This window comes from Saccharopolyspora antibiotica (assembly GCF_047200635.1).
Classification (GTDB): domain Bacteria; phylum Actinomycetota; class Actinomycetes; order Mycobacteriales; family Pseudonocardiaceae; genus Saccharopolyspora_C.
In genome coordinates, this window is sequence record NZ_JBJZOI010000003.1 from 208,814 (window position 1) to 235,222 (window position 26,409).

Consider the following 26,409-nt stretch of genomic DNA (forward strand, 5'->3'; position numbering starts at 1 on the left):
CTGGATCTGCGCGTCATGCCGGGGTGGCCATGGCGCCGGACAGGTAGCCGCGGACGGCGTCGAGCAGCTGCTTGGCGTGCGGGGCGGTGAGCTCGTTGCGCACGACGATGCGCAGCACCTCGGTCTGCTGCCGGTCCGGTGGCAGCGCGTAGACCGGGACCGACCAGTTGTGCGTGCCCAGGTGCGCCGAGAGCTCGCGCAGGGACCACCGCCGCTCGCCCTCGCGCAGCGCGACCACCACCACCGGCAGGTCCCGGCCGTCGCCGAGGACGTCGAACGGCCCCAAGCCCGCCAGTGCGTCGGCCAGTGCGATGGCGGTGACGCGGCTGCGCTCGTGCATGGCCCGGAACCCCTCGAAGCCGAGCCGGAGGAAGTTGTAGTACTGCAGCACCACCGGTGCGGCGGAGCGGGAGAAGCTCAGCTCGTGGTTGGCCCGGGTGCTGCCGAGGTAGTTGGTGTCGAAGCTGAGCCAGTTGGTGCGCGCTTCCGGGTCCCGCCACACGATCCAGCCGAGACCGGCCGGGACCATGCCGTACTTGTGCCCCGAGGCGTTGATCGAGCGCACCCTCGGCAACCGGAAGTCCCACACGCGCTCCGGGTCCAGGAACGGCGCGACGAACCCCCCGGAGGCCGCGTCGACGTGGATCGGAACGTCCAGCCCGGACTCGGCGGCGAGCGCGTCGAGCTCCGCGGCGATCTCGGCGACCGGCTCGTAGCTGCCGTCGATGGTCGAGCCGAACACGCTGACCACTCCGATGGTGTCCGCGTCGCAGCGCTCCCGGGCCTGCTGGGCGGTGAGGTGCAGCCGGTCCTGCTGGGCGGGGGCGATGCGCGGCTCGACGTCCCAGTAGCGGCAGAACTTGTGCCAGCAGACGTGCGCGTTCGCCCCGATCACCAGGTTCGGCTTGTGCCCGGCGGTGTCGCCGCGGTGTCGCCACCGGCGCAGCAGCGAGGTGCCCGCCAGCAGCGCGGCCTCGCTGGAGCCGGTGGTGGCCGCTCCGACCGCGGCGGAGAGGTCGGCGTTCCACAACCCCGCGAGGGTCTGCACGCAGTGGCGCTCCAGCTCCGTCGCGCCGGGGTACTGGTCGCGGTCGATGATGTTGTAAGGCAGGTAGTCGCTGAAGAGGCGCTCGGCCTCCGGTTCGATCGAGCTGGTCAGGAAGGTGGCCAGGTTCGTCTCCGGGGCGATGTCGTCGCGGAGTTTGATCCGGACCGCGTTCGCCGCGGCCGAGGCCGTCCAGCCCTTGCTGGGCATCGCTCCCGGTGCTCGCGCGGTCGTCGTGGGTGGTGCGCTCGCCCGGCTTTCCGCCTGCGGACACGACATGGCGAAGACCTCCTAGAAGAAGACTGCGACGTGATTGCACGGATGGCTGCGGGCCCAGGTGGCTTCGCGGCCGGGTGCAGCGGGAGGGATCGGGACGTGCGACGTCTCGAAACCTAGGCGGCGATCGGCGGGGGCCGACATGGTCACAAAGGCCTGCTGCGCCCGGCCTGGTCCTCCGCGCGACCCCGGAGAACTGACCCGTTCGTGTCCTTGATTGCGGCATCCGGGCGAAATCGGTGGCCGGTCGGTCACTTCGGGCGGGGCTGCTGACGACATAGCCAGTGGAGGCAGCGACCGGTCCGGTGCGGGTGGGAAGGCCTAGCCCGGTGGTGAAGCGTCGGCCTGCGAACGGTGCTCGAAGCGACCTGGACACGGCGGGAGGTGCGTCGTGGTGCCCAGGTCCGGCGCCGGACACAACATGCGCCGCACCGGGCATCCCCGTGCCCGGGGACCCGGCGCGGCCGATCGTCATCGAACCTCTGGGAGTCACCTCATGGCCAGTTCGTACCGGCGCGCTCTGGACACCGCGATCACCGCGATGATGCGCGAAGCGATCGAGCACTCCGCGGCGCTGGAGCAGGTCCTCGGCCAGGTCAACCAGCTGGTGACCCTGCGGGTGCGGCTGGGCAGCACCGGGCTGGTGGCCGGCGAGGTCTACCGGGATGCGCTGCACCGGGCGGCGGTGGCCGGCGGTGCCGCCCCCGGCGCGCAGGCGGCGCCGCTGCTGCAGCGGCTCACCCCGCGCGAGCGCGAGGTGCTGGGGCACCTGGTGCGCGGCAACTCGAACCGGCAGATCGCGCGCTCGCTGGGCATCTCCGAGCGAACGGTGAAGAACCACCTGCGCGCGGTGTTCACCAAGCTGGAGGTGGCCGACCGCACCTCCGCCGCGGTCAAGGCGCTCACGGCGGGCGGGGGTCCGGGGGAGGCTGTCGGGGTCGCCGTCCCGGCGCAGGTCGACGTGCGCGGTGCGGCGCGGCGGAACTGAGGCCCTGGTGGTCTCGCTCGGCTTCGGTGGTCCCGGCCCGCCGCGTGGTCCCGGTCGCCTAGTCTCGCCGGATGCCCGCGCTCAGCCCCAAGTCGGTCCTCGAAGGCCGAAGCACCGACCGGATCCCGCTCCCGTTCATCCTCGGGTTGATCGTGTGCGGTGTGTGCAGCTTGCTCGCCCTGACCTACTACGTGCTCGTCGGCGGGGTGCACACCACGGTGGTCAGCGGGTTGCTGGCGCTGCCCACCGTGGTGGTGCTGGTCGCGCTCGTGCTGCTGATCGACCGGCTGGAGCCGGAACCCCGCGTGCTGCTGGTGCTGGCCTTCGCCTGGGGCGCCGGAGTGGCGATCGTGGGTTCGTTCATCGTGAACACGCTCAGCGGGTCGATGCTGCTGCCGCTCTACGGCGAGCGGCTCGCGGGAGTGCTCACCGCGTCGGTGGTGGCGCCGGTCGTGGAGGAGAGCTTCAAGGGCTTCTTCCTGCTGCTGATGCTGTGGTTCCGGCGGTTCGAGATCGACGGGCCGACCGACGGGCTGGTGTACGCGGCGCTGTGCGCGCTGGGCTTCGCGTTCGTGGAGAACGTCCTGTACTACCAGAACGGCCTGCTCGACGACGGTGGCGGCGTCGCGGCCATCGTGCTGGTGCGGGGGGTGATCGCGCCGCTCGGTCATCCGATCTACACGGCGATGACGGGCCTGGCGGTCGCGCACGCGGCGCGCAGCCGGGGTGCGGGGCGCGGGCTGGTGGTGGTGCTGGGCTGGTTCGCGGCGGTGCTGCTGCACGCGCTGTGGAACTTCGCCTCCGTCTTCGGCTACGGCGGGCTGGCGATCGCCTACCTGATCCAGCTCGGGGTGTTGGCGGGGCTGATCGCGATCGTGCTGCGGGACCGCAGGCGGTTGGTCGGGCTGATCGCGACGCACCTGCCGCCCTACATCCCCAGCGGACTGGTGCACGCCGACGACGTCCGGATGCTCGCCACGATGGCCGGTCGCAAGCAGGCGAGGCAGTGGGCGGTGGCGCAGGCCGGGCTGCCCGGGATGCGGGCGATGTCGGACTACCAGCTGGCCGCCACCGAGCTGGCGCTGCTGCACGACCACGCGATGCGGGCGACGATCCCGGTGCCGATGTTCCACGCGCGGCGGGACGCGATCCTCTGGTTGATGCGGGTGGCGCGGGACGCGTTCTTCCGCCGCCGGCCGCAGCCCCAGGTGGCGCCGCCGCCGTGGGCGGGGGCGGAGCAGTCCGGGTTCTTCCGGACCGCCGAGCTCCGGACCACGCGGATGCCGGTGTACCGGCCGGTGCCACCCGCGCCGGGCGCGGGCCCGCCGGGGCGCGGGGTGCCGCGGCCGGCCGGGATGCCCCCGACCCCGCCGCCCGGGACGCCGCGGCCCGGCCAGCAGCCGCAGGACCAGATGACGCGGCGGTTGCGGCGGCCTCCGGAGGGAAGCCGGGGGCAGCCCGGGCCGCAGCAGCAGGGCTTCCCGCCCGGCCAGCAACCCCCGCCCAACCAGCAACCCCCGCGCTGACCGGCTAGCCGGTGCGCAGCAGCGGCCACAACCGGGACCACGGCAGCCGCGGGGTCTCGTAGCGGCGGACCGACACGCCCTGGGCCAGGTTCACCAGGTCCAGTTCGGTGCGCACGGTCGCCACCCGCCGCCCGCTCGCGAAGTGTGGCCGCAGCGGTTCCGCCGCCCCCACGTACAGCGCGCCCGTGGCGTCATCCGGGGGAGCGCCGAAGAACCAGTACCCGCGGTCCGGGCTGTGCACCTCGGGCAGGCCGAGCTCCGGCCCGAGCACGTCCAGCGCCGCCGCGAGGTGGTAGCTCTCGGCCACGATCGCCGTGCGCGCCCGCTGCGGGGGCGGCACCGCCCGGTAGGCGTCGGCTACGGTCCGGGCGAGCTCCGGCCAGCCCGTCTCGTACAGCCTGCTGTAGGAGGCGAGCTGCGGGTGCCGGGCCACCAGCGGCAGGGGAGCGATCGGCAGCAGCACCAGCGGCAGCACCGCCGACAGCGCGCAGGCGGGCCACACCACCCACGCGCGGTTCCAGCGGCGGTGCTGGAGGCCGACCGCTCCGGCGGCGAACAGCACCCCGCCGAGACCGGCCAGGTAGTTCGGCCGGCCGCCGGTGATCAGGTAGGTCAGCACGACGAGCGCGGCGGTCCAGCCGAGGAACCGCACCGGCCGCAGCCGCTCGTCGCGCAGCAGGCACCAGAGCCCGAAGCAGCACAGCAGCCCGCCCACGGGCCCGGCGTAGAGCAGCGCGCCCGGCAGCAGCAGGAGCCTGCTGGTCTCGGAACCCACCACGGCGGCCATGTCGCGGGCGGGCCAGCCGTGCGCCACCTGCCAGCCCGCAGCCGGGATCGAGGCCATCGCCGGGAGGGCGAGGCCCGCCCACTGCCGCGGTCCGCGCGGCACCTCGCGCGGACCGGCGATGAGCAGGCCGGCCAGCAGCGCGGCGCACAACACCCCGATCTGCAGCTTCGTCTGCACTCCGGCGGCGGCCACCAGCCCGGCGAGCAGCAGCAGCCGGTCCCGGCGCACGCCCTCACCGCGCAACCGGTTCCAGCGCGCCACCAGTCCGAGCACGCCGAGCCACTGCACCGGTTCCAGCGTCGCCGCCGCGAACCAGTGCCCGCTCAGCAACAGCCACGGCGAGAGGGCCCAGGCCGCGGCGGCGAGGACCTGGGCCCGCCGGTCCCCGCCGAGTTCGCGGGCCACGAGCGCGGTGCCGAGGATCCCGGTGGCGGTGATCAGCGCGGCGGGCAGCCGCAGCGCGAACAGCGAGCCGGGCGCGGCGGTGTCGATCGCGGCGGCCAGCAGCGGGACCAGCGGCTGCTGGTCCATGTAGCCCCAGTCCGGGTGCCGCCCGGCGGCGATGAAGTACAGCTCGTCGGACAGCGGCCCGTACCGGTGGCTGAGCAGCACCAGCAGCAGGGCGGTGAGCCCGGCGATCAGCAGCACCGGCCGCAGGGCGAGCTCCCGCCCGGCGGTGCGCTGCGCGCTCGGTGCTGCCATGCCCACCCCCTGAACAGCTCCTCCGCGGCGGCGAGTCTAGGCCCGCGGTCGCGCGGGGTGGGCGAATTCGACCGACGACGGCCGGGTCGGCGCGGCGGTCAGCTCGGTTGCCGGGGGTGGGTCAGGAAGGTCCGCCAGGCGAGCTCCCAGGGGAAGCGGTGCAGGTGCCGGTCTCCGGTGCCGGGTTCGTGCTGTTCGTAGACCTCGGGGCCGGACAGCACCGCCACGCCCCACTCGGAGAGCCGTCGCATCGCTTCGCGCACGGCCGGGAACGCGATCTGCGCGCGGTTGGAGAACGGCATCGCCACCACGGGCTGCCCCTTGCCGACCGCCTCGACCAGCAGGCCCAGCGGCAGCGTGTCGGAGATGCCCGCCGCCCACTTCGCGAGGCTGTTGCAGGTGATCGGCGCGGCGATCATGCCGTCGGCCGGGGGCAGGGCGTCGGGAGCGGCCGGTGCCTTGTAGGTGCTGCGGACCGGGTGCCCGGTCTTCTCCGCGAGCGCCTCGACGTCCAGGAACCGCGCGCCGTCGGGAGAGGCGACCACGCACACCTCCCAGCCGTCGGCGTGGGCGAGTTCCACGAGCTTGCCGATGTCCCGGGCGGCGGGGGATCCCATCGCGAGCGCGTAGAGCACACGCCCTCCGCGCGCGCCGCGCCCCGTCAACGTCGCATGCCGCACCAGGCGGCGAAGTGGGACAGGCTGTTGGTCGAGCGCGCGTCGGAGGCGGCCAGCGACTGCACGGTCTCGTGCACCTGCGGGTGGAAGCGGGTGAGCTGCGGCGCGATCCGGCGCGCGGTCTGCAAGCACTCCAGCGAGCGGCGCCGGTCGCCGTGCAGCAGCCAGCCCCGGGAGAGGTCGATCCAGTAGTGCCCGCTGCGGCTGGGCGCGGTGTGCTCCGGCAGCGCGACGGTCGCCGCGCGGGTGACGGCGGTGGTGCCATCGGCGAGCTCCACCGGTACCGCGACGCCGTGGATGTCCACGTTGGTGGCGCCGAACTTGGTGCCGTAGTGGTTGGCCTCGTCCTGCCCGTCCCGCACCATCGCGCGGGCCTCCCGCAGGTGCGTTTCGGCGAGATCGGCGTCGGTGGTGCGGGCGGCGAGGATCGCCGCGCGCAGGTGCACCGCACCGCGCACGGCCGCGGTCGCGGAGGTGTCGGACCCGGATCGCAGCAGGTCCAGGGAGCGGTCCAGGGAGCGCAGCCCGGCGGTGTAGGAGCCGTCGAACAGCAGCACCAGCGCGTGATTCCACTCGGTGACCGAGCCGCGCACCGGATCGGCGCCGCGCGCGGCGGCGGCGCGGGCCCGCTCGTCGGCGAGGTGGCACAGGTCGAGGTGGCCGAGCCGGTAGAGCGCGATCACGGTGTAGGAGTAGGCGGTCGCGAGCAGTTCGTGCACCGAGGCGTCATCCGGGTGCTCGCTGGCCGCGCGGTGCAGGTGCCGGAGCAGGTCGGGCAGCGCCTGGACGGATTCGGCATGTCGGGTGCGGCGGTCCTGCTCCTTGAGCCGGGCCACCTCCGCGCGCAGGTCCTCGACGTCGCGGGGTTCGGTGTCGAGCTGCGGGTCGTCGCCCTCGACCAGCGCCTGCCGCAGCGCGGGCACCCCGGCCTGCTCGGAGGACGGAGCGGCCATCCGGGTGTGCAGCGGCTGGTCGGTGAGATCGGTGATGTTGATCGACAGCGCCCGGGCGACGGCGGCGACGAAGGAGTGGCTGGCCGCTCGCTCCCCGCGTTCGACCTTGCGCAGCAGGGAATAGGAAACGGCGGCCCGCACGGACAGCGCGCGCTGCGTGACCCCGTGGATCTTGCGCAGTTCGGCGATGCGGGATCCGATCCGAGTCGGATCGCCCGCCTCGGTGCCGTCCCCGGGACCCTCCGGGGCGATGTCGGTTTCCGCGTCGTCGTCGTGCGTCATGCTGCATTCCCCCTCGTGCGCTCGGACCACGAAACCGCACGGGTCCACCTCCGGGCAATCAGAAGCCCTCGGCTGTGGCGATTGTGTGGCACTCCGCTATCCGATTCCGGGCCACTGTCAGCGTATGCGATCAGCAGCTGAGAATCGGCGCGCATTCCTCCATTCCCGCCCGGGCGGAGCGGCGGAGGAGACGGGAGGAGGAGGTGTCGCGGACTCCGCCGTGCGGGCCTACCCGGAACTGGCGGGGCTGCACGACCTGCGCGCGGCCGGGTGGAGCTTCCGGGCGTTCGCGGACGACGACGGGGAGATCGGCGGCCTGGTCGGCTGGCGCGAGACCGCGGCGTGCCTGGACGTGCTCTGGATCTTCGACCAGCACGATTGCCGCGCGGCGCGATTCCTGCGCGCGGCCGCGGCGGACCCCGGCGACGTGTTGTGGGACCGCGCCGGGGACCTGACGACCTGCGTCGCGGCCCTGCTCGGCCTGCCCGGCGCCTGACCGGACGGCCAGGACCAGCGACGCGCGCGGGACGACCCGGCCGAGGGGGTGGGCCGGGTCGTCCGCGTTTTCCGGGCGGGATGGCCGCCCGGTCTCGCTCGTTCGGCCCAGCGCGAGCGACTCCCGAATGCGCGCGCGAACTAATATGATGGAAATCACATGATCGAATTTGATGAATTCGCGGCGCCCTCCTCGCTGGATTGATCGGCCGGGTTCGGATGTTGCCCCGGTGGTCCTGGTGGTGTTGTTCGGAAAGTGCTTTCCGGGTTGGGTGATCTGATTCCCGGGCCGCCCGGAATTGTCGTTCCGCGGCTCCGCGGCGGATCCCGGATGGACCCGGAGGGCGAATTCCGGTGAGCCGGTGGGGGTGTCGGGAATCGCGGCCGCGGAAGTGCCGGTGGGTCTGGCGCCGGGATGCGACCGCGCATTCCGGTCGGGGTCTTCCCGGCGTCCGGACCGGACGGTCGTGCGCGAGGTCCGAGCAGGTCGGACGCGCTCCGGTGCGGTCGTTCGGGCGAATGCCGCCTGCTCCGCCGGGCGGGCGCCCGCGAGGCCGCTGCGGGGTAGGCTCGAACTGGCTCCCGCGATCACTCCTGGTGTCGGTCCGGTGACTCCGCGGCGATCGGGCCGGGCGATTCGCCCGCGACGGGGAAACGGAGCCGGGAAAGCGAGGCCGCTGCCCGTCGGCCCGCCCGCGTCCCGTTCTCGGTCCCGGGGGCCGTTGCTTTACGCGGCAGTAGGCGAACGCCGGGCCGGAACGCTCCGGGAATGTCGCGAAAATGGGTGTTGCCCGAGCCCCGGTGTCCGTCCGCCCCTTGAGACGTGTTGGCGCTCGGCGTAGGAACGCCGCAGCGAGCTGTATCGTGCGTCACAGGGCTGAGCACGGGCTCGCGGACGCCCGCGAGCTGAAAGGGGAACGGGTCCATTGGCGACTACGAACGGGCACCAGCCGCCGGAGACCGGGACGGCCACCTCGCGCGGGGGCGGCCCGGGCCACGGCGTCGGCTCGGGCGGCGAACCGCGCAAGCTCAACCGCGTGGTGATCCGCTTCGCCGGTGACTCCGGCGACGGGATGCAGCTCACCGGGGACCGCTTCACCTCGGAGGCCGCGGCCTTCGGCAACGACCTCGCGACGCTGCCGAACTTCCCGGCCGAGATCCGCGCCCCCGCCGGCACCCTGCCGGGAGTGTCGAGCTTCCAGCTGCACTTCGCCGACTACGACATCCTCACTCCCGGCGACCGGCCGGACGTGCTGGTCGTGATGAACCCGGCGGCGTTGAAGGCGAACCTCGCGGACCTTCCGCACGGCGGAACGCTCATCGTCAACACCGACGAGTTCACCAAGCGCAACCTGACCAAGGTCGGCTACGCGGCCGATCCGCTGCACACCGGCGAACTCGACCCGTACGCGGTGCACCGCGTCCCGATGGCCGAGCTGACCAGGGCCGCGGCCGAACCCGCGGGCGTCGGGCGCAAGGACGCCGAGCGCGCGAAGAACATGTTCGCGCTCGGCCTGCTGTCCTGGATGTACCACCGCCCCACCGAGGGCACCGAGCGGTTCCTGCGCGAGAAGTTCGCCAAGAAGCCCGAGATCGCCGAGGCCAACGTGCTGGCCTTCCGCGCGGGCTGGAACTACGGCGAGACCACCGAGGCGTTCGCGGTGACCTACGAGGTCGCCCCCGCCACGCTGCCGAAGGGCACCTACCGCCAGATCACCGGCAACGTCGCGCTGGCCTACGGCCTGGTCGCCGCGGCCCGCCGCAGCGGGCTGCCGATGTTCCTGGGCACCTACCCGATCACCCCGGCCTCCGACGTGCTGCACGAGCTGGCCAAGCACAAGAACTTCGGCGTCACCACCTTCCAGGCGGAGGACGAGATCGCCGGGGTCGGCGCGGCCCTCGGCGCCGCGTTCGGCGGCTCGCTGGGCGTCACCACGACCTCCGGTCCGGGGCTGGCGCTGAAGTCGGAGACGATCGGGCTGGCGGTGACCCTGGAGCTGCCGCTGCTGATCTGCGACATCCAGCGCGGCGGCCCGTCCACCGGCCTGCCCACCAAGACCGAGCAGGCCGACCTGCTGCAGGCCCTGCACGGGCGCAACGGCGAGTCCCCGGTCCCGGTGCTCGCGCCGCGCTCCCCGGCGGACTGCTTCGACGTGGCGCTGGAGGCGGCGCGGATCGCGCTGCGCTACCGCACCCCGGTGCTGCTGCTCTCGGACGGCGCCATCGCCAACGGTTCCGAGCCGTGGCTGATCCCGGACGTCACGCGGCTGCCGGACCTGCGGACCACCTTCGCCACCGAACCCAACGCGCCCGACGGCTCCGGCGAGTTCTGGCCGTACGTGCGGGATCCGGAGACCCTCGCCCGGGACTGGGCGGTGCCGGGGACCCCGGGCACCGAGCACCGGATCGGCGGGTTGGAGAAGGCGGACGGCTCCGGCGGCATCTCCTACGACCCGGCCAACCACGACGCGATGGTTCGGCTGCGCCAGGCCAAGGTCGACGGCGTCGAGGTCCCCGACCTGGAGGTCGACGACCCGTCCGGGAACGCGCGGGTGCTGGCACTGGGCTGGGGTTCGTCCTACGGCCCGATCGGCGCCGCCTGCCGCCGGGTGCGCGGGCAGGGCCTCCCGATCGCGCAGGCGCACCTGCGCAACCTCAACCCGATGCCGGGGAACCTCGGCGAGGTGCTGCGGCGGTACGACGAGGTGATCGTGCCGGAGATGAACCTGGGGCAGCTGGCGATGCTGCTGCGGGCGCGCTACCTCGTGGACGTGCGCAGCCACACGAAGGTGGCGGGGCTGCCCTTCCAGGCGGAAGAACTCCAGAACGTGCTCACCGATGTGGTGCAAGGAGTGTCGGCGTGACGACCACGGACCTCGGACTGCCGGAGGTGGGCGGCCTGCACGGCGTGCCCACCAGCGACCAGAAGCAGACCGCGAAGGACTACAAGTCCGACCAGGAGGTGCGCTGGTGCCCCGGGTGCGGGGACTACATCGTGCTCAACGCGGTCCAGAGCTTCCTGCCGACGCTCGGGCTGCGCCGGGAGAACATCGTGTTCATCTCCGGCATCGGCTGCTCCAGCCGGTTCCCGTACTACATGAACACCTACGGGATGCACTCCATCCACGGCCGAGCCCCGGCCATCGCCACCGGCCTGGCCACCCAGCGGTCGGACCTGTCGGTGTGGGTGGTCACCGGGGACGGGGACGCGCTGTCGATCGGCGGCAACCACCTGATCCACGCGCTGCGGCGCAACGTGAACTTGAAGATCCTGCTGTTCAACAACCGGATCTACGGTCTCACCAAGGGCCAGTACTCGCCGACCTCCGAGGTCGGCAAGGTCACCAAGTCGACCCCGGCCGGCTCGCTGGACACCCCGTTCAACCCGGTGTCGCTCGCGCTGGGCGCGGAGGCGAGCTTCGTGGCCCGCACCCTCGACTCCGACCGGGCGCACGTGACCGAGACCCTGCGGGCCGCCGCCGAGCACCGGGGCAGCGCGCTGGTGGAGATCTACCAGAACTGCCCGATCTTCAACGACGGCGCGTTCGACGTGCTCAAGGACGCCGAGGAGAAGCAGCGCCGGATCATCCCGCTGCGGCACGGCAAGCCGATCGTGTTCGGGCCGGAGGACGCGCAGCAGGCGGTCGTGCGCGGGGCGGAGGGCGAGCTGGAGATCGCCGAGCTCGGCTCGGTGGACTCCTCGCGGATCGTGGTGCACGACGCCGAGCGGGTGGACAGCTCCTTCGCCTACGCGCTCTCGCGGCTCGGCGGGGTGAGCCTGGATCCCACGGTGACCGGGGTGTTCCGCTCGGTGTCCCGCCCGACCTACGACGACGCGGCCCGCGCGCAGACCACCCGGGCCGCCGAGGTCAACCCGCCCGACCTGCAAGCCCTGCTGGCCGGTCACGACACCTGGACGATCTGACCGTTCCCGCCGCGGCTCGGCACCGGCGACCGGACGTGAGCGGCGCTCGCGCCGATCAGCCGGGCCGCTTGCGGGCGACCAGGGTGTTGATCACGCGCGGGAGGTGCTCGCCGGAGAGCCAGAGGCTCAGCAGCAGCACCGACCAGGAGGCGCCGAGCGTCCAGCCCGCGAGCACGTCGGTGGGGGAGTGCACCCCCAGCATCACCCGGCTGAACCCGGTGAGGACCACGGCCAGCACCGCCGCCGTCACGGCGGCGGTGCGCGCCCACCGGGTGCTCAGCAGCCGGAGCCCGAACGCGCCGAGCATCAGGTACAGCGCGGCGGCGTGCGCGGAATGCCCCGAGGGGAAGCCGAAGCCGTCCTCGAGCACGAGCGCGTCCACCACCCGCGGACGCGGCCGAGCGATCATGATCTTGAACAGGTACACCGCGAGACCGGTGCCCGCCGAGGACAGCGCGAGCAGCAGCAGCGGCCCCCAGCGATGCCGCAGCACGCCGATGAGCACGCCCAGCACCAGGCTCACCGGCAGCACCACCAGCACATCTCCCAGCCAGGTCAGCACCGACAGCGCCCCCACCAGCGCCCCGGACCGCAGCTCCAGCGAGACGCGCAGCAGGTGCTCGTCGACCCGGATCACCGGACCGCCCCGGTAGACCTCCTCGGCCAGCTCGGCGAAGGCCCAGACGCCGAGCGCGCTCAGCAGCAACCCGAACGCCACCGGCAGCCAGGGATAGGCGGCCACGAGCTCGCGCAATCCCGCCGGTTCCGGTTCTCCGCCGTCCGTCGGCCGTCCGTCCTGCTCCGGTGGTTCCTGGTGGGAGACCGCGGCCACTGCTCAACTCCTAGGTGGGGGCGTGGATCCGACCGATCCTACCGATCCGCGCGAAACGGGCGGGCCGCTCACCCGGCGCGCGGCCTCCCGCATCGGGGGTAGCGGTGCTCACCCGCGCGCACGGTCCGGGGGGGCGACCCGGCGTGCGACGGTCCGCCGGAGGGCGTGACCAGGAGGGCGGGACGGCGATGACCCGGACAGAGCAGCGGCCGACCCGGCAGCGGGTGCCGCAGTCGCATCCGTACGTGCTGATGTACCACTCGGTGTCCGAGTACACCGACGACCCGTACCTGGTGACGGTGGACCCGTCCCGCTTCGAGCGGCAGCTGCGGTGGTTGCGGTCGCGCGGCCAGGTCGGGGTGTCGATGCGGGACCTGATCGCCGCCCGCCGCGCCGGGCGCGGCCGAGGCCTGGTGGGGTTGACGTTCGACGACGGCTACGCCGACTTCGCCGACACGGTGTTCCCGCTGCTGCGCCGGTTCGGCTGGACGGCGACGGTGTTCGTCATCGCCGGGATGCTCGGCGGGCAGAACGACTGGGATCCGGCCGGGCCGCGCAAACCGCTCATGACCGAGCACGAGGTCGCCCGGGTCGCCGCCGGCGGCATGGAGATCGGCTCGCACAGCGTCCGGCACCGCAGGCTCACCGAGCTCGGAACGGCGGAGCTGGCGGCCGAGGTGGGCAAGAGCCGCCCGCTGCTGCAATCGCTGTCCGGGCAACCGGTCGACGGGTTCTGCTACCCCTACGGAGCCGTCGATCCGGCGGTCGTGGCCGCGGTCCGCGAGGCCGGGTACGGCTACGGCTGCGCGATCTGGCGCTCCCCGCTGTCCGGCCCGCACGCGCTGCCGCGCACCTACGTCGGCGACCGCGACGGCACGCTGCGGCTGGACGCCAAGCGCGTCCGGCACGGCCTGACCGCGACCCGCGCGGCCGAGATCCCCGGACCGCGATTCCTGCGGTTTCGGTAGGGGCGCTACCGCCGTTGGAGGAGCAGTCCACCCCCGCTGCGCTGCGACTCTGGTTCCCGCGACGACACGGCCCGCGCGGCGGAGCGCGGCCACCGCAGGGAAGGCGCTACCGGGGGAGGAAACGTGACCCAGCACCACCTCGCGCTGGCGGTCAACGGCCGGGAACGGCTGCTGTCCGACCGGCTCGTGGCCTACCAGGACCGCACGGAGGAGGACGCGGTGCGGCAGGCGGCCGGGCTCAGCGCTCCCGTCCCGAGGGCCCGCCAGGAGGCGGTGGTGATCCTCGGTCTCGGCTACGTGGGCCTTCCGACCGCCTGCGAGCTCGCGGCCCGGCGCTCCAGCGTCGTCGGCGTGGACGTCAGCGCGCCCCGGCTGCGCGCGGTCGCCGACGGCGACGTGGACCTGCCCCCGGCCGAGCGCGGGGTGCTTCGGGAGGCGCTGGCCGACGGATCGCTGCGGCTCACGGCCGACCCCGGTGCGCTGGAGGAGGCCGACACCGTGGTGGTGTGCGTGCCCACTCCGGTCGACGAGGACCGGGTGCCGGACCTGGCGGCGATGCGCGACGCCTGCGCGACCGTGGTCGCGCGCGCCAGGGCGGGACAGACGATCATCCTCACCTCCACGACCTTCGTCGGCACCACCCGCGAGCTGCTGGTCGAACCGCTGAACCGGCGCGGCCTCGTGGTCGGCAGCCAGGTGCACGTGGCGTTCAGCCCGGAGCGCATCGACCCCGGCAACCACGACCACGTGCAGCGCGACACCCCGCGCATCGTCGGCGGCGTCACCCCGGAGTGCTCCGCCCGGGCGGCGCGGGTGATCGGCGACCTGACCGACTCCGTGTTCCTGGTCGGCTCCCCGGAGGCCGCGGAGCTCACGAAGCTCTACGAGAACATCTTCCGCGCGGTGAACCTGGCGCTGGCCAACGAGATGGCCGACGTCTGCGGCGTGCTGGCCCTGGATCCGATCGAGGTCACCCTCGCGGCGGGCACCAAGCCCTACGGCTTCCTCGGCAGCTTCCCCGGGCCGGGCGTGGGCGGGCACTGCATCCCCTGCGACCCGTACTACCTGCTGTGGCAGCTGCGGGAGCGGGGAGTGGCCGCGCCCATGATCGACCAGGCGATGCGCTGCATCGAGCGGCGCCCGGAGCAGGTCGTGCACCGCGCCGGTCAGCTGCTGGAGGCCGCGGGCGTCGCGGCGGCCGGGGCGCGAGTGCTGGTGGCCGGGGTGAGCTACAAGGCCGGGGTGCGGGACCTGCGGGAGTCCCCGGCGCTGCCGATCATCGCGGGGCTGGCCGCGCGCGGGGTGGACGTGCGCTACCACGATCCGCTCATCGACGAGCTCGTGCTGCCGGACGGGACCCGGCTGGCCGCGGAACCGGAGCCGCGCGGTGCCGACTGGGACCTCGTCGTGGTGCACACGGTGCACCCGGGTTTCGACTACTCCTGGGCCGGGGACTGCCCGCAGGTGCTGGACGCGACGTTCCAGTTCGACCTGGCCCCGCACCGGCAGGTCGTGTGAGGCGGGGATGCGCGCTCCGGAACAGGACGGGATGGACACCGCGACGCCCGCGGTGGTGTTCAAGCTGGATCCGAACGTCTTGCACCACGGCGGGCTCGGGCTGATCCGCAGCCTCGGGCGCGCGGGCGTGCCGGTGTACGCGGTGCACGAGGACCCGCTGGCTCCGGCCGCGCACTCCCGCCACCTGCGCGGGCGCTGGTGGTGGCGGCCCGATCCCGGGGACGCGGAGCGGATCAACCTGGGCCTGGCGACGCTGGCGGAGCGGCTGGGCAGACCGGCCGTGCTGTTCCCCACCGACGACGCCGCCGCGATCCACCTCGCCGAGCACGGCGCGGAGTTGCGGCACTGGTTCCGGTTCCCGGACCCGCCGCCGGAGCTGCCGCGCGAGGTCGCCGGGAAGTTCACGCTGCAGGACATCTGCCGCGAGCTCGGCGTTCCGACGCCGCGGGCCGAGCTGGTGCGCACCAGGGCCGAGGCCGCGGAGTTCGCCGCCGAGACCGGTTTCCCGCTGGTGGCCAAGCTCGCGACGCCGTGGACCTCGGGCGGCCGCGCGAAGGTGCGCAGCACCTCGATCCTGCGCGATCGCGCGGACCTGCGAGCGCTCGGGCAGGCGTGGGAGGAGCAGCGGTCGGGGCTGCTGATGCTGCAGGAGTACGTGCCCGGAGGCAGCGGCAACGACTGGTTCGTGCACGCCTACCGGGGTTCCGGCGGCTGCCGGCCCGCGTTCACCGGGGTGAAGCTGCGCTCCTACCCGGCGCACGCCGGGTTGACCACGCTGGGCCGGTGCGCCTCGAACACGGTGTTGCGCACCCAGGCGGTCGAGTTGTTGCGGCGCTTGGACTTCCGGGGCATCGCGGACCTCGACTTCCGCTTCGACCGGCGGGACGGCAGCTACCGGCTGCTGGACTTCAACCCCCGGCTCGGCGCGCAGTTCCGGTTGTTCCGGGATTCCGCGGGCGTGGACGTGGTGCTGGCCGCGTACCTGGACCTCACCGGGCAGCCGGTGCCGGAGGGACTGCCACCGGTGGGCCGCCGGTTCCTGGTCGAGAACTACGACCCGATCGGCGCGCTCGGTTACCGGCGGCGCGGGGAACTCGGGCTGCGCCAGTGGATCCGGTCGGTGTGGCGGGTGGAGGAGACGGCCTGGTTCGCCCGCGACGACCTCGCGCCGTTCGCGCTGATGTGCGGGTGGATGGGCGCGCGCGCCCTCACGCGGCGGATCGCCCCCCGGCCCGCCCGGGTCGTGGAACCCCCGCGCTACCGAGCCCGCGCGGAGCGGGTCGCGGGGTCCGGAGTTCGGCAGCGGCGACGGTCGCCGTATGCGGTCAAGGAGGGTCACTGATGAACGACACCGTCGACGTCGCCGTCGTGGGCGCCGGTCCGTACGGGCTGTCGCTGGCGGCGCACCTGCGCTCGGCCGGGGTGAGCTACCGGCAGTTCGGCGTTCCGATGGACCTGTGGCGCAGCAGGATGCCGCGGGGCATGTACCTGAAGTCGCAGGGCTTCGCGTCGAACCTGTCCGATCCGGACCGGTCGCACACGCTGCGGAACTTCTGCCGGGAGACCGGACGCGGCTACGCGGACTACGGCGTGCCCGTCTCGCTGGACACGTTCACCGCCTACGCGGACTGGTTCCGCGAGCAGCGCGGGCTCGAAGTGGAGGAGCTGCTGGTCACCGAGGTGGACCAGCGCGACGGTCGGTTCGAGCTGGAGCTCTCCGACGGCACCACCGCGCGGGCCCGCTCGGTGGTGGTGGCCGCCGGGGTGCAGCACTTCAGCCGGGTCCCGGAGGTCTTCGCCGACCTGCCGCCCGAGCTGTGCACGCACAGCTCGGAGCACACCGACCTCGCCCGCTTCGAGGGCTCCTCGGTGCTGGTGATCGGCGCCGGGCAGTCCGGGCTGGAGTCCGCGGCGCTGCTGCACGAGCAGGGCGCTTCCGTGCGCCTGATCGCCCGCGCCAGGGACGTGGCGTGGAACGGCAGGCCGCTGCTGCCGGACCGGCCGCTGCTGCGGCGGATGCGGGAGCCGGAGGCGGGTCTCGGTTCGGGCCTGTCCACGTGGTTCTACTCCGAGCACCCCGACCTGTTCCGGCGCCTGCCCGAGCGGCAGCGGATCTTCCGGGCTCGCACCGCGCTGGGCCCGGCCGGCGCCTGGTGGCTGCGCAGCCGGGTGGAGGGCGTGCTCCCGGTGCACGTCGGGCACACCGTCGACTGGGCGAAGACGGTGGGCGAGCAGGTCAGGTTGGGGGTGCGGACCTTCGGCGGAGGTGGCCGCGAGTTCACCGCGGACCACGTCCTGTGCGCCACCGGGTACCCGCCGGACCTGGAGCGCTTCGGCTTCCTGAACCCCAGGCTGCGCAGCCGGCTGCGGACGGTGGGCCGGACTCCCCGGGTGGACGGCCACTTCGAGTCCTCGCTGCCGGGGCTGTTCTTCGTGGGCGCGGCCGTCGCACCGAGCCACGGCCCGGTGATGCGGTTCGTCTACGGCGCCGATCACGCGGTCCGGCGGGTCGCCGCGCGGATGTCCGGCGCGCGCACCAGGTCGCTCGCCGGGGCGGCCGGATGAGCGTCGCCGACCTGCGGTCCGGCCCCGGCCCGGCCTCGTGCGCCGTGCGTTCCCCCGCGCTGACGGGCGAACGCGCGGTCCCGAGGTCGCTGCTGGTGCTGCTGTGGCCGCTGGTCGACGCGGCCGCGCTGCTCGCGGCCGCGATCGCGGCGGGCGCCCCCGGTGCCCTCGCCGCGCCCTACGCGGTGGTCGTGCTCGGTTCGGTGGCGGCGGGCGGCGGGCACCGGACGCGGCTGTGCCTGCGCTTCGGGGACCAGGTCCCCTGGCTGGCGTTGACGGCCGCGGTGCCCGCCGCGCTGCTGCTGCCCTGGACGGGAGCCGGGTGGCTGGCGCCCGCCGGAGCCGCGGCGCTGGTGCTGGGCCGCTGCACCGGAACGGCGGTGCTGCGCGGGGCGCACCGGCGGGGACTGCTGGTCGAGCGGGTGCTCGTCGTCGGTTCCGGGCCGGTCGCCCAGCGACTGTGCCGCGCCGCGCGGGAGCACCCGGAGCTCGGGCTGCGCGCCGGCCTGCTCACCGACGGCGCTCCGGGAGCGGGCGCGCTGGGGCGACCGGCGCAGCTCGCCGAGCTGGTCGACCGGCACCGGGCCACCCGCGTGCTGCTCTGCCCGGGGGAGACCGCCGCCGATCTGGTCTCGATCGTGCGCGCCAGCCGCCCGCTGCCCGCCGACGTGCTGCTGGTGCCCGGAACTCCCGAGCTGGGGGTCGCGGTGCCGCAGCGGCTGCTCGACGAGGTCTGGGGAGTTCCGCTGGTGCCGTTGCGCCGCTTCGCGCACACCGCGGTGGCGGCCGGGGTGAAGCGGACCTGCGACGTGCTGCTGGCCGGGGTGCTGCTGGTGCTGCTGGCCCCGCTGCTGCTGGTGCTGGCGGCGGCGGTGCGCCTCAGCGGGGGCGGGGCGGCGCTGTTCCGGCAGCGCCGCGTCACCGGGCCCGGCCGCTCGGCCACCGTGGTCAAGCTGCGCACCCTGCCCGGCGGCACCGAGCAGTGCTGGTCGGTCCGCGGCCGGGACAGCACCCCGCTGGGCCGCTGGCTGCGCGGTACCCACTTCGACGAGCTGCCGCAGCTGGGCAACGTGCTGCGCGGCGAGATGTCCGTGGTGGGCCCGCGCCCGGAGCGGCCCTGCTACGCCGAGCGCTTCGCCCGCGAGATCCCGCGCTACCGCGACCGGCACCGGGTTCGGGGCGGGATGACCGGGTGGGCGCAGGTGCACGGCCTGCACGGGGACACCTCGATCCCAGACCGGGCCGAGTTCGACAACCGCTACATCGAGAACTGGACGCCGTGGCTGGACGTCGTCGTCGTGGCCAGGACGGTCGGCATCGTGCTGGCCACCGCGATGGGGGGAGGACAGGAATGAAGGTTCTGCACGTGATCACCGGCCTGGGGGTCGGTGGGGCCGAGCTGCAACTGCGCTCGATCCTGCAGCACACCCGGCACGACTCGGAGGTGCTCTCGCTCTACAACCCGGGCGACGTCGCAGGCATGATCCTCGGGGACGGGGTGCGGGTGCGCGACCTCGGCATGACCAGCAACACGCAGGTGGGCGCCGTGCTGCGGCTGCGCGCGCTGATCCGCGGCGGGGGCTACGACGTGGTGCACACCCACCTGTACCGGGCGTGCGTGTACGGCAAGGTCGCCGCGCGGCTGGCGGGCACGCCGGTGGTGGTCGGCACCGAGCACTCCATCGGCGAGACGCATCTGGAGCGCAGGCGGATGACCGCCGGGGTGCGCGGGCTCTACCTCGGCACCGACGTCTTCGCGCAGCGCACCATCGCGGTGTCCGAGACGGTGGCGGGTCGGCTGGCCGGCTGGGGGATGCGCCCCGAGAAGATCACCGTGATCCCGAACGGCGTGGACTTCGGCCGGGTCGCCTTCGACCCCGACGCGCGTTCGCGGGTGCGCGCCGAGCACGGCATCGACGAGCGGGCGCACGTGGTCGGCGTGCTCGGCAGGCTGGACCCGAACAAGCGCTTCGACCTCGTCATCGAGGCCGCGGCCCCGCTGCTGGGCGAGGGCGCGAAGCTGCTCGTCGTCGGCGGCGGCGCCGAGCGGGAGAACCTGGAGGCGCTGGCCGCGAACCTCGGCGTCGCCGAGCACGTGGTCTTCACCGGGGAGCGCCACGACGTCTCGGCGATGCTGTCGGCGCTGGACCTGTTCGTCGCCTCCTCCAAGCAGGAGACCTTCGGCCTGTCGGTGCTGGAGGCGCTGGCCAACGGGATGCCGGTGCTCTACACGACCTGCCCCGCGCTGGAGGGCGTGCACACCGACCGGGCCCGGCAGGTGCCCGGGGACGTGGACGGGATGCGCGAGGCGCTGGCCGCCGAGGTGACCGACCGGAGGCCGCGCGGCGACGTGCCCGCGATCCGGGAGCTCTACGGCATCGAAGCGGTGACCGCGCGGATCGACGACCTCTACGAGCGGCTGCGCACCGGCGGCGGGCGCACCGCCCGGCCGCTGGCGGCCGAGCAGGGCGGAAAATCGCGATGAGGGCGCTGGTCACGGGAGCCGCCGGGTTCATCGGCTCGCACCTGGTGGAGCGGCTGCTGGCCGACGGGCACGCGGTGATCGGGGTGGACGACCTCAGCACCGGCGGCCGGGCGAACCTGCCCGGGCACGCGGCCGAATTCCGCTTCGTGCAGGGCACCGTCCTCGACGCGTCGCTGATCGACGACCTGGTGTCCGAAGTGGACGTGGTCTTCCACCTGGCCGCCGCGGTCGGCGCGTTCGTCATCCAGGAGCGCACCCTGCGCAGCCTGCTCACCAACGTGCACGGCACGGAGAACGTGCTCGATTCGGCGCACCGCAACGGGGTCCGGGTGTTGGTGGCCTCCACCAGCGAGATCTACGGCAAGAACACCAAGGTCGGCCTCACCGAGTCCGACGACCGGTTGGTCGGCTCGCCGCTGAAGACCCGCTGGACCTACTCCGAGGCGAAGGCGATCGACGAGAGCCTCACCTGCTCCTACGTCCGCGAGCTCGGACTGGACGCGGTGATCGTGCGGCTGTTCAACACGGTCGGCCCTCGCCAGAGCGGGCGCTACGGGATGGTCATCCCGAGGCTGGTGAACCAGGCCCTGCACGAGCGGCCGCTGACCGTGTTCGGCACCGGGCGCCAGGTCCGCTGCTTCTGCCACGTGCAGGACGTGGTCCCCGCGCTGGTGCGGCTCGCGCAGGCGCGGGAGGTGAACGGGATCGCGGTCAACCTCGGCAGCACCGAACAGGTCTCCATCCTGGAGCTGGCCACCCGGGTGCTGGAGCTGACCGGCTCGGGATCCGGAATCGTGAAGATGTCCTACGAGGAGGCCTACGGCGCCGGTTACGAGGACCTGCAGCGCCGCGTGCCGGACTGCACCCGGGCGCGGGAGCTCATCGGCTTCCGCCCCGAGCGCACGCTCGACGACATCATCCGGGCGGTCATCGACGAGCAGACGCGCACCGCGCAGGTCGTGACCGCCTAGCCCGGGAGAGCCATGCAGGACGACGGAGTGCGGGAGGGACAGCGGGATGCGACGACGGGAGTGGAGCCCGGCGGGGGCCGCCCCGGGCTGGGGGCGAAGGTGGCGGCCTGGTGGCGGGGTCTGCGCCCCGGGGCCGGCGCGGGGCGATCGGATCCGGGACCGGTGGGGCCGTGGCTGCTGGACTCCGAGCCCAGCCCCCGGGCGCGCCGGGTCCGCAACTTCGGCGGCTCCCTCTGGTTCCTCGCGCTCATCGCGCTCGCCGCGCTGCTGGTGGTGGTGATGGCCGTGCCGCGCATGATGGCGCCGTCCAAACCGGACACCCTGGTGGTGGCCTCGTTGCCGTTCTGGAACCTCGGCAACGGCGTGCAGACCGTGGTGGCCAACCGGGACTCGGTCAACGAGGTCTCGCCGTGGATCTACGGGCTCGGACCGGACGGCCGGATCATCCACCAGTTCCCGCCGGAGCGCGCCGCCGAGGTCACCGAGCAGGTCGGCTCGCTGCGCGACGCGGGAGTGCCGATCGTGGCCTCGCTGGCCAACATCACCGACGGCCGGTGGGCCTACGAGCCGGTGGCGCAGGTCCTGCACGATCCGCGGCTGCGGCACCGCCACGTGCGCGAGATCGTCGCGCTGGTCGAGCGGGAGGACTACGAGGGGATCGACATCGACTACGAGAACCTGCGCGGCGCGGACCGCGAGGTCTTCAGCGCCTTCGTCACCGAACTCGGCGCCGCGCTGCACGAGCGGGGCAAGACGCTGTCGGTGGCGGTGTTCGCGAAGGCGAGCGACGCGGGTTACGACGAGCGCAACCAGGCGCAGGACTACGTCGCGATCGGTCGGTCCGCCGACCAGGTCCGGCTGATGGGCTACGACTACCACTGGGGGACCTCCGGGCCCGGGCCGGTGGCCCCGATCGGCTGGGTGCGGGAGGTCGTGCAGTACGCGAAGTCCACGATCCCGGCGGAGCGGATCGTGCTCGGCGTCCCGCTCTACGGCTACGACTGGGTCGACGAGCGGGGCTCGAACGTCACCTGGCTGCAGGCGTTCCAGCTCGCCACCCAGCACCGCGCCGAGACCCACTACGACCCGCGGAGCCAGACGCCGTGGTTCCGCTACACCGACGAGCGGGGCCGCGAGCACGAGGTGTGGTTCGAGAACTCGGTGAGCTCCAAGGCGAAGTTCGAGGTGGCCCGCGGCGCGGGGATCCGCGGGGTCTACCTGTGGATGTACGGCTACGAGGACACCGCCACCTGGAACCGGCTGGCCGAGAGCCTGCCGGTCGGCGAGTGAGGGGGAGCGGGCGATGATCCCGTGGTGGGTGCTGGCGATCGTGGTCTTCGGCGCGAACTTCACGCTCTGGGGACTGATCGGGTTGCTGCGGGTGCTCGACGGGCGGATCGGCGCGCTGGCCGGCCGGCTGCGGCCGCACCGGGCGACGGTGGCGGATCTGCAGGCGCACCGGGAGAAGATGGATCTGCCGGGGAGGCACCGGCTGCGGCGGGCGACCAACCTGAAGATCACCGACGTGGCGGTGCTCATCGCCGCCCACGACGAGGAGCTGGTGATCCGGGACAGCCTGCGCGCGATCACCGCGCTGGTGCCGGTCAAGCAGGTGCACGTGGTCTCCGACGGGTCCGCTGACCGCACCGTCGAGTACGCCCGCCGCGCCGGGGTGAACGTGATCAGCACGGAGCGGAACGTGGGCAAGGCGGGGGCGCTGCAGGTCGGCATCCAGCGCTTCCGCCTGGTCCGCCGGTACCGGCTGGTGATGCTGCTCGACGCCGACACGCGGGTGGAACCGGGCTACTTCGGCGCCGCGCTGCCGCTGTTCGACGACCAGCGGGTCGTGGCCGTCGCCGGGTGCGTGCGCACCTCGTGGCGGGACCGCTCGCTGTCCTTCGCGGGCCGGGTGGTGGCCTTCCACCGCCAGCGGATCTACTCGATGACCCAGTACCTGCTCAAGTTCGGGCAGACCTGGCGGCACGTCAACGCCACCCACATCGTCCCCGGCTTCGCCAGCATCTACCGCACCGACGTGCTGCCCAGCATCGAGGTGAACCCGCCGGGCCTGGTCATCGAGGACTTCAACATGACCTTCGAGGTCTACCAGAAGCGGCTCGGCAAGGTCGGCTTCACGCCCTCCGCGGTGGCCGCGACGCAGGACCCCGGCACCCTGCGGGACTACGTGCGGCAGTCGAAGCGGTGGTCGCTGGGCCTGTGGCAGACGGTCCGCAGGCATCCGCCGAAGTGGAACCTGTTCACCGCGATGCTCACGCTGCTGCTCCTGGAGCTGCTCACCAGCGGGATCATGCTGGTGCTGCTCCCGCTGGTGCTGCTGGTGCTGCTGGTGCCGGAGCTCGCGGGCGGGGTGCTGGCGGTGCCGTGGTTCGCCGCGGTGCACGAGGCCGTGTCGGGTTACCTGACGGTGCCCGCCCTGGTGCTCGGGATCGTGCTGCCGGACCTGCTGCTGACCTGCGTGGTGTCGCTGATCCAGCGGCAGCCGAGATTCCTGCTCTACGCCTGGATCTTCCTGCCGATGCGGGTGCTCGACTCCGCGATCGCGCTCTCGGCGCTGCCGCTGGCCTGGTGGTCGCGCTCCAGCGGCCGCTGGAGCAGCCCGCGCCGGCACCGCCTCGATCCGGCCGTCGAACCCGCCCCGGCGGACCCCGGCGCGCGGGCCGGATGATCCCGCGCCCGCGTCCGGGTTCCCCGGACGAGCTCGTGCAGCTGGACGAGGACTTCTCCGGCGCCGCGCACCACGCTGAGGGGGTGACCGTGCTGCGGCTGTTGATGGTGGACGACCACCTCATGCTCACCGAAGCGCTGAGCGCCCGGCTCTCCGAGGCCGGGGACCTGTGGGTCGTCGGCCGGTGCGCCACCGACGACCCGCGCCTGCCGGCGATGGTGGACCGGCTGCGCCCGGACGTCGTCACGCTCGACGTCGCGCCCGTGGGCAACACCGGCGATCTGGTGCACGAGGTGCTGGCGCGCAGGCCCGCGACGCGGGTCGTGGTGCTCACCGGCGGCCTGGACGCGCAGCGGGCGGCGGACGCGGCCCGCGCGGGCGCGACCGGGTGGGTGCCCAAGGAGTGCGGGGTGGAGGAGCTCACCACCGTGCTGCGCGGGGTGTCCCGCGGGCACGCCTGGTTCCCGCCGGAGCTGCTCGGCGAGGTGCTGCTGCGGCTGCGCGAGGACGTGGCGCGGGCCGGGCGGCGGGACGGGCCGCTGGACGTGCTCAGCGACCGGGAGCGCGACGTGCTGCGCGGCATGGTCGAGGGCAAGCGCGGCTCGCTCATCGCCGAGGAGCTGCGGATCTCCGCGGAGACCGTGCGCACCCACACCCGCAGCATCCTCGGCAAGCTGCGGGTGCACTCGCAGCTGGAGGCGGTGAGCGTGGCGGCCGCGGCGGGCCTGCGGACCGGTCCCGCCGGACAGCTCCCGCCCGCCGCGCCGGACCAGCGATGAGCGGCCCGCTGCGCGTCGCCGCGGTGATCACCCGGCTGGAGGGCGGGGCGGGCGCGATGGCGTTGCGCGGGGCGCGGGCGCTGGATCCGCGCGAGTTCGCGGTCACCGTGATCACCGGCAGCGGGCGCCGGTTGTGCGCGGAGGCCGCCGACTCGGGGCTCGACGTGGTGCTGGAGTCCGCGCTGCGCGCCCCCGTCTCGCCCGCCGCGGACCTGCGCGCGCTGCGCCGCCTCACCGCGCTGCTGCGGGGCGGCGCCTTCGACGTCGTGCACACGCACTGCGCGAAAGCCGGGGCGCTGGGCCGGCTCGCGGCGCACCGCGCCGGGACCGACCGGATCGTGCACTCCTACCACGGTTTCCCGTTCCACGAGTTCCAGCGCGCTCCGCTCCGCCGCGCCTACCTGGCGGTGGAGCGGGCGCTGGGGCGGATCACCGACGTGGCGCTGTGCGTCGGCACCGGAGTGGCGGTGGAGGCGGTGCGGCGCGGCCTGATCGCCCCGGAGCGGGTGCGCACCACCGGCGTGGCGGTGCCACCGGTGCCGCTGCGCCCGGGACGCGCCCGTCGCCTGCTCGGCCTGCCACCGGCGGCGGTGGTGGTCGGCTCGGTGGGCAGGCTCGTCCCGCAGAAGGCCCCCGAGGACTGGGTGCTCGCACTGGCCCGGCTGCGCACCCCCGGGGTGCGGGGGGTGTGGGTCGGGGACGGGGACCTGGCCGAGCGGGCGCGGGCGGCTGCCGACCGGCTCGGCGTGCCCGTCGATTTCGCCGGAGATCGCCCGGACGCGGCGGAGCTGGTGCAGGCCTTCGACGTGTTCGCCCAGTCCAGCCGGTACGAGGGCCTGCCCCTGGCGGTGGTCGAGGCGATGCGCTGCGGGGTGCCCGTGGTGGCGACGGCGGTCAACGCCGTGGGCGACGTGGTGGTGCCGGGTGTGACCGGTCTGCTGGTGCCGCCGGCCCGGCCGGAGCTGCTGGCCGGGGCGGTGGACGCGCTGCTGGCCGACCCGGCCGGGGCCGCGCGGTTGGCCGCGCGCGCCCGCGAGCGGGTGCGCGCCGCGCACACCGAAGCCGGGCTGGCCGACGAGATCGCGGCCGCCTACCGCCCCGTCACGCCCGCCACCGCCGGGTCCGCGCTGATGGGTGCGGCGGGAGGAACCCCTGTGACCTGTGGTGACCGTCATCCCCTGAACGAATGAGTCTGCAACGAGCCGGTGCCGCCGCCGCGACTCCCCGGTTAGCACGGCGGGCCCGAGCCCGGCCGTGACGACTCGGAGCGGAGGGGAGCGGTGGTGCGAACCGGATCCTTGCCCGCGCCCGCGCCGCGGGGAGCGGACGTCGGGCTGCGGGGCCTGCTGCACGACCTGGGGCACGGCCTGACCACCGTGTCCTACCTGGCCGAGGGGCTGCACGCCGAGGACGAGCTGCCACGGGCGGCGCGGGAGCGGCTGGAGGTGGTGCGCCGGGAGCTGGCGCGGCTGCTGGACCTGGTCGCCACCGGAGCCGCGCCGGGCGACCCGGTACCGGTGGAGCTGCGCGGGCTGCTCACCCAGCTCGCCGACGCGCACCGCCGCGAAGGGGCGCCGCAGGTGCGGTTGCGCCCCGGCGGGCCGGTGACCGTCCTCGCGGACGCGACGGCGGTGTGGCGGATGCTGGCGAACCTGGTGCAGAACGCGGTGCGCGCGGCCGGGGCGGGCGGCGCGGTGGAGCTGGGGATCGTCCGAGACCGCCCGGATTCGGGCACCGCGACGGTCGAGGTCCTCGACGACGGACCCGGCCTCGGACGCGGCCCGGCCGGCAGCGACGGGCTCGGACTCGGCATCGTGACCCGCCTCGCGCGGGCCTGCGGGGCGCGGCTGCGGCTGGACCCGGCGCCGAGCGGGGGGACGCGGGCGCGGCTGGTGTTCCCGGCGGCGTGAGGCCGCGCGGCGGGACCGACGGACGGATGGGGGACTGCG

The 26,409-nt window shown here is 73.8% G+C and carries 22 protein-coding genes; 17 read left to right on the top strand and 5 right to left on the bottom strand.

Annotation, left to right across the window (positions count from 1 at the left end):
- Positions 1-13: 13 nt before the first annotated feature.
- On the bottom strand, positions 14-1,255 hold the full coding sequence (locus tag ACL03H_RS03125) for a glutamate decarboxylase (protein ID WP_412809508.1): 1,242 nt from the start codon (positions 1,253-1,255) through the stop codon (positions 14-16).
- Between the two features lie 562 nt (positions 1,256-1,817).
- Between ACL03H_RS03125 and ACL03H_RS03130 the strand changes: the two genes are divergently transcribed.
- Together ACL03H_RS03130 and ACL03H_RS03135 are read left to right on the top strand one after the other, a co-directional pair.
- Entirely contained in the window at positions 1,818-2,309 is a 492-nt protein-coding gene (locus ACL03H_RS03130; protein WP_412809509.1) for a helix-turn-helix transcriptional regulator, read from the top strand.
- Positions 2,310-2,380: 71 nt separating this feature from the next.
- Entirely contained in the window at positions 2,381-3,835 is a 1,455-nt protein-coding gene (locus ACL03H_RS03135) for a PrsW family intramembrane metalloprotease (protein WP_412809510.1), read from the top strand.
- A gap of 4 nt (positions 3,836-3,839) precedes the next feature.
- On the opposite strand, the gene ACL03H_RS03140 is transcribed toward ACL03H_RS03135, so the two are convergent.
- The 3 genes from ACL03H_RS03140 to ACL03H_RS03150 all read right to left on the bottom strand — a co-directional run bounded on the left by ACL03H_RS03140 (position 3,840) and on the right by ACL03H_RS03150 (position 7,236).
- Positions 3,840-5,324: a glycosyltransferase family 39 protein gene (locus ACL03H_RS03140; RefSeq protein ID WP_412809511.1), complete on the bottom strand. Its 1,485-nt coding sequence runs from the start codon at positions 5,322-5,324 to the stop codon at positions 3,840-3,842.
- Positions 5,325-5,422: 98 nt separating this feature from the next.
- Positions 5,423-5,959, bottom strand: a complete 537-nt coding sequence (locus ACL03H_RS03145) for a flavoprotein (RefSeq protein WP_412809512.1) — start codon at positions 5,957-5,959, stop codon at positions 5,423-5,425.
- 26 nt (positions 5,960-5,985) lie between these two features.
- Positions 5,986-7,236, bottom strand: a complete 1,251-nt coding sequence (locus ACL03H_RS03150) for a helix-turn-helix domain-containing protein (RefSeq protein WP_412809513.1) — start codon at positions 7,234-7,236, stop codon at positions 5,986-5,988.
- Positions 7,237-7,456: 220 nt separating this feature from the next.
- On the opposite strand from ACL03H_RS03150, the gene ACL03H_RS03155 reads away from it, so the two are divergent.
- From ACL03H_RS03155 to ACL03H_RS03165, 3 genes are all read left to right on the top strand, one after another.
- Positions 7,457-7,732 (top strand): hypothetical protein, encoded by a 276-nt coding sequence (locus tag ACL03H_RS03155; RefSeq protein WP_412809514.1) that lies wholly within the window; start codon positions 7,457-7,459, stop codon positions 7,730-7,732.
- 925 nt (positions 7,733-8,657) lie between these two features.
- Positions 8,658-10,595 (top strand): 2-oxoacid:acceptor oxidoreductase subunit alpha, encoded by a 1,938-nt coding sequence (locus ACL03H_RS03160; protein WP_412809515.1) that lies wholly within the window; start codon positions 8,658-8,660, stop codon positions 10,593-10,595.
- A complete protein-coding gene (locus ACL03H_RS03165) occupies positions 10,592-11,656 on the top strand; it encodes a 2-oxoacid:ferredoxin oxidoreductase subunit beta (protein ID WP_412809516.1) in 1,065 nt (354 codons plus the stop codon). The genes ACL03H_RS03160 and ACL03H_RS03165 overlap by 4 nt, the downstream gene beginning before the upstream one ends.
- A 55-nt stretch (positions 11,657-11,711) precedes the next feature.
- Here the strand turns inward: ACL03H_RS03165 and ACL03H_RS03170 are convergent, their stop codons facing one another.
- Complete coding sequence (locus tag ACL03H_RS03170) at positions 11,712-12,488, bottom strand: phosphatase PAP2 family protein (protein ID WP_412809517.1); 777 nt, start codon at positions 12,486-12,488, stop codon at positions 11,712-11,714.
- Positions 12,489-12,676: 188 nt separating this feature from the next.
- Here ACL03H_RS03170 and ACL03H_RS03175 point away from each other — a divergent pair, with 188 nt between their 5' ends.
- From ACL03H_RS03175 to ACL03H_RS03230, 12 genes are all read left to right on the top strand, one after another.
- Positions 12,677-13,456 carry a polysaccharide deacetylase family protein gene (locus ACL03H_RS03175; protein ID WP_412809518.1) on the top strand — a complete coding sequence of 260 codons (780 nt, stop codon included), beginning with the start codon at positions 12,677-12,679 and terminating at the stop codon, positions 13,454-13,456.
- A gap of 123 nt (positions 13,457-13,579) precedes the next feature.
- Positions 13,580-14,974 (top strand): nucleotide sugar dehydrogenase, encoded by a 1,395-nt coding sequence (locus ACL03H_RS03180; RefSeq protein ID WP_412809519.1) that lies wholly within the window; start codon positions 13,580-13,582, stop codon positions 14,972-14,974.
- A gap of 7 nt (positions 14,975-14,981) precedes the next feature.
- The gene (locus ACL03H_RS03185) at positions 14,982-16,316 is read left to right on the top strand and encodes a carboxylate--amine ligase (protein ID WP_412809520.1); all 1,335 of its coding nucleotides are present in this window, start codon (positions 14,982-14,984) and stop codon (positions 16,314-16,316) included.
- Positions 16,316-17,539 (top strand): NAD(P)-binding domain-containing protein, encoded by a 1,224-nt coding sequence (locus ACL03H_RS03190; RefSeq protein ID WP_412809521.1) that lies wholly within the window; start codon positions 16,316-16,318, stop codon positions 17,537-17,539. The genes ACL03H_RS03185 and ACL03H_RS03190 overlap by 1 nt, the downstream gene beginning before the upstream one ends.
- On the top strand, positions 17,536-18,894 hold the full coding sequence (locus tag ACL03H_RS03195; protein ID WP_412809522.1) for a sugar transferase: 1,359 nt from the start codon (positions 17,536-17,538) through the stop codon (positions 18,892-18,894). The genes ACL03H_RS03190 and ACL03H_RS03195 overlap by 4 nt, the downstream gene beginning before the upstream one ends.
- Positions 18,891-20,024, top strand: a complete 1,134-nt coding sequence (locus ACL03H_RS03200; protein ID WP_412809523.1) for a glycosyltransferase — start codon at positions 18,891-18,893, stop codon at positions 20,022-20,024. The genes ACL03H_RS03195 and ACL03H_RS03200 overlap by 4 nt, the downstream gene beginning before the upstream one ends.
- Positions 20,021-20,995, top strand: a complete 975-nt coding sequence (locus tag ACL03H_RS03205; protein WP_412809524.1) for an NAD-dependent epimerase/dehydratase family protein — start codon at positions 20,021-20,023, stop codon at positions 20,993-20,995. The genes ACL03H_RS03200 and ACL03H_RS03205 overlap by 4 nt, the downstream gene beginning before the upstream one ends.
- 12 nt (positions 20,996-21,007) lie before the next feature.
- Positions 21,008-22,285: a glycosyl hydrolase family 18 protein gene (locus tag ACL03H_RS03210; RefSeq protein WP_412809525.1), complete on the top strand. Its 1,278-nt coding sequence runs from the start codon at positions 21,008-21,010 to the stop codon at positions 22,283-22,285.
- A gap of 13 nt (positions 22,286-22,298) precedes the next feature.
- Positions 22,299-23,681, top strand: coding sequence for a glycosyltransferase family 2 protein (locus ACL03H_RS03215; RefSeq protein ID WP_412809526.1), 1,383 nt, complete (start codon positions 22,299-22,301; stop codon positions 23,679-23,681).
- Positions 23,678-24,460: a LuxR C-terminal-related transcriptional regulator gene (locus tag ACL03H_RS03220; RefSeq protein WP_412809527.1), complete on the top strand. Its 783-nt coding sequence runs from the start codon at positions 23,678-23,680 to the stop codon at positions 24,458-24,460. The genes ACL03H_RS03215 and ACL03H_RS03220 overlap by 4 nt, the downstream gene beginning before the upstream one ends.
- On the top strand, positions 24,457-25,650 hold the full coding sequence (locus ACL03H_RS03225) for a glycosyltransferase (protein WP_412809528.1): 1,194 nt from the start codon (positions 24,457-24,459) through the stop codon (positions 25,648-25,650). Before ACL03H_RS03220 ends, ACL03H_RS03225 begins: the two co-directional genes overlap by 4 nt.
- A gap of 93 nt (positions 25,651-25,743) precedes the next feature.
- Positions 25,744-26,370: a sensor histidine kinase gene (locus tag ACL03H_RS03230; RefSeq protein ID WP_412809529.1), complete on the top strand. Its 627-nt coding sequence runs from the start codon at positions 25,744-25,746 to the stop codon at positions 26,368-26,370.
- Positions 26,371-26,409 lie beyond the last annotated feature (39 nt).

Coding starts and splice junctions, on each gene's coding strand:
- ACL03H_RS03125 (WP_412809508.1), bottom strand. CDS start 1,255: ATGCCCAGCAAGGGCTGGACGGCCTCGGCCGCGGCGAACGCGGTCCGG.
- ACL03H_RS03130 (WP_412809509.1), top strand. CDS start 1,818: ATGGCCAGTTCGTACCGGCGCGCTCTGGACACCGCGATCACCGCGATG.
- ACL03H_RS03135 (WP_412809510.1), top strand. CDS start 2,381: ATGCCCGCGCTCAGCCCCAAGTCGGTCCTCGAAGGCCGAAGCACCGAC.
- ACL03H_RS03140 (WP_412809511.1), bottom strand. CDS start 5,324: ATGGCAGCACCGAGCGCGCAGCGCACCGCCGGGCGGGAGCTCGCCCTG.
- ACL03H_RS03150 (WP_412809513.1), bottom strand. CDS start 7,236: ATGACGCACGACGACGACGCGGAAACCGACATCGCCCCGGAGGGTCCC.
- ACL03H_RS03175 (WP_412809518.1), top strand. CDS start 12,677: ATGACCCGGACAGAGCAGCGGCCGACCCGGCAGCGGGTGCCGCAGTCG.
- ACL03H_RS03185 (WP_412809520.1), top strand. CDS start 14,982: ATGCGCGCTCCGGAACAGGACGGGATGGACACCGCGACGCCCGCGGTG.
- ACL03H_RS03190 (WP_412809521.1), top strand. CDS start 16,316: ATGAACGACACCGTCGACGTCGCCGTCGTGGGCGCCGGTCCGTACGGG.
- ACL03H_RS03195 (WP_412809522.1), top strand. CDS start 17,536: ATGAGCGTCGCCGACCTGCGGTCCGGCCCCGGCCCGGCCTCGTGCGCC.
- ACL03H_RS03200 (WP_412809523.1), top strand. CDS start 18,891: ATGAAGGTTCTGCACGTGATCACCGGCCTGGGGGTCGGTGGGGCCGAG.
- ACL03H_RS03205 (WP_412809524.1), top strand. CDS start 20,021: ATGAGGGCGCTGGTCACGGGAGCCGCCGGGTTCATCGGCTCGCACCTG.
- ACL03H_RS03210 (WP_412809525.1), top strand. CDS start 21,008: ATGCAGGACGACGGAGTGCGGGAGGGACAGCGGGATGCGACGACGGGA.
- ACL03H_RS03215 (WP_412809526.1), top strand. CDS start 22,299: ATGATCCCGTGGTGGGTGCTGGCGATCGTGGTCTTCGGCGCGAACTTC.
- ACL03H_RS03220 (WP_412809527.1), top strand. CDS start 23,678: ATGATCCCGCGCCCGCGTCCGGGTTCCCCGGACGAGCTCGTGCAGCTG.
- ACL03H_RS03225 (WP_412809528.1), top strand. CDS start 24,457: ATGAGCGGCCCGCTGCGCGTCGCCGCGGTGATCACCCGGCTGGAGGGC.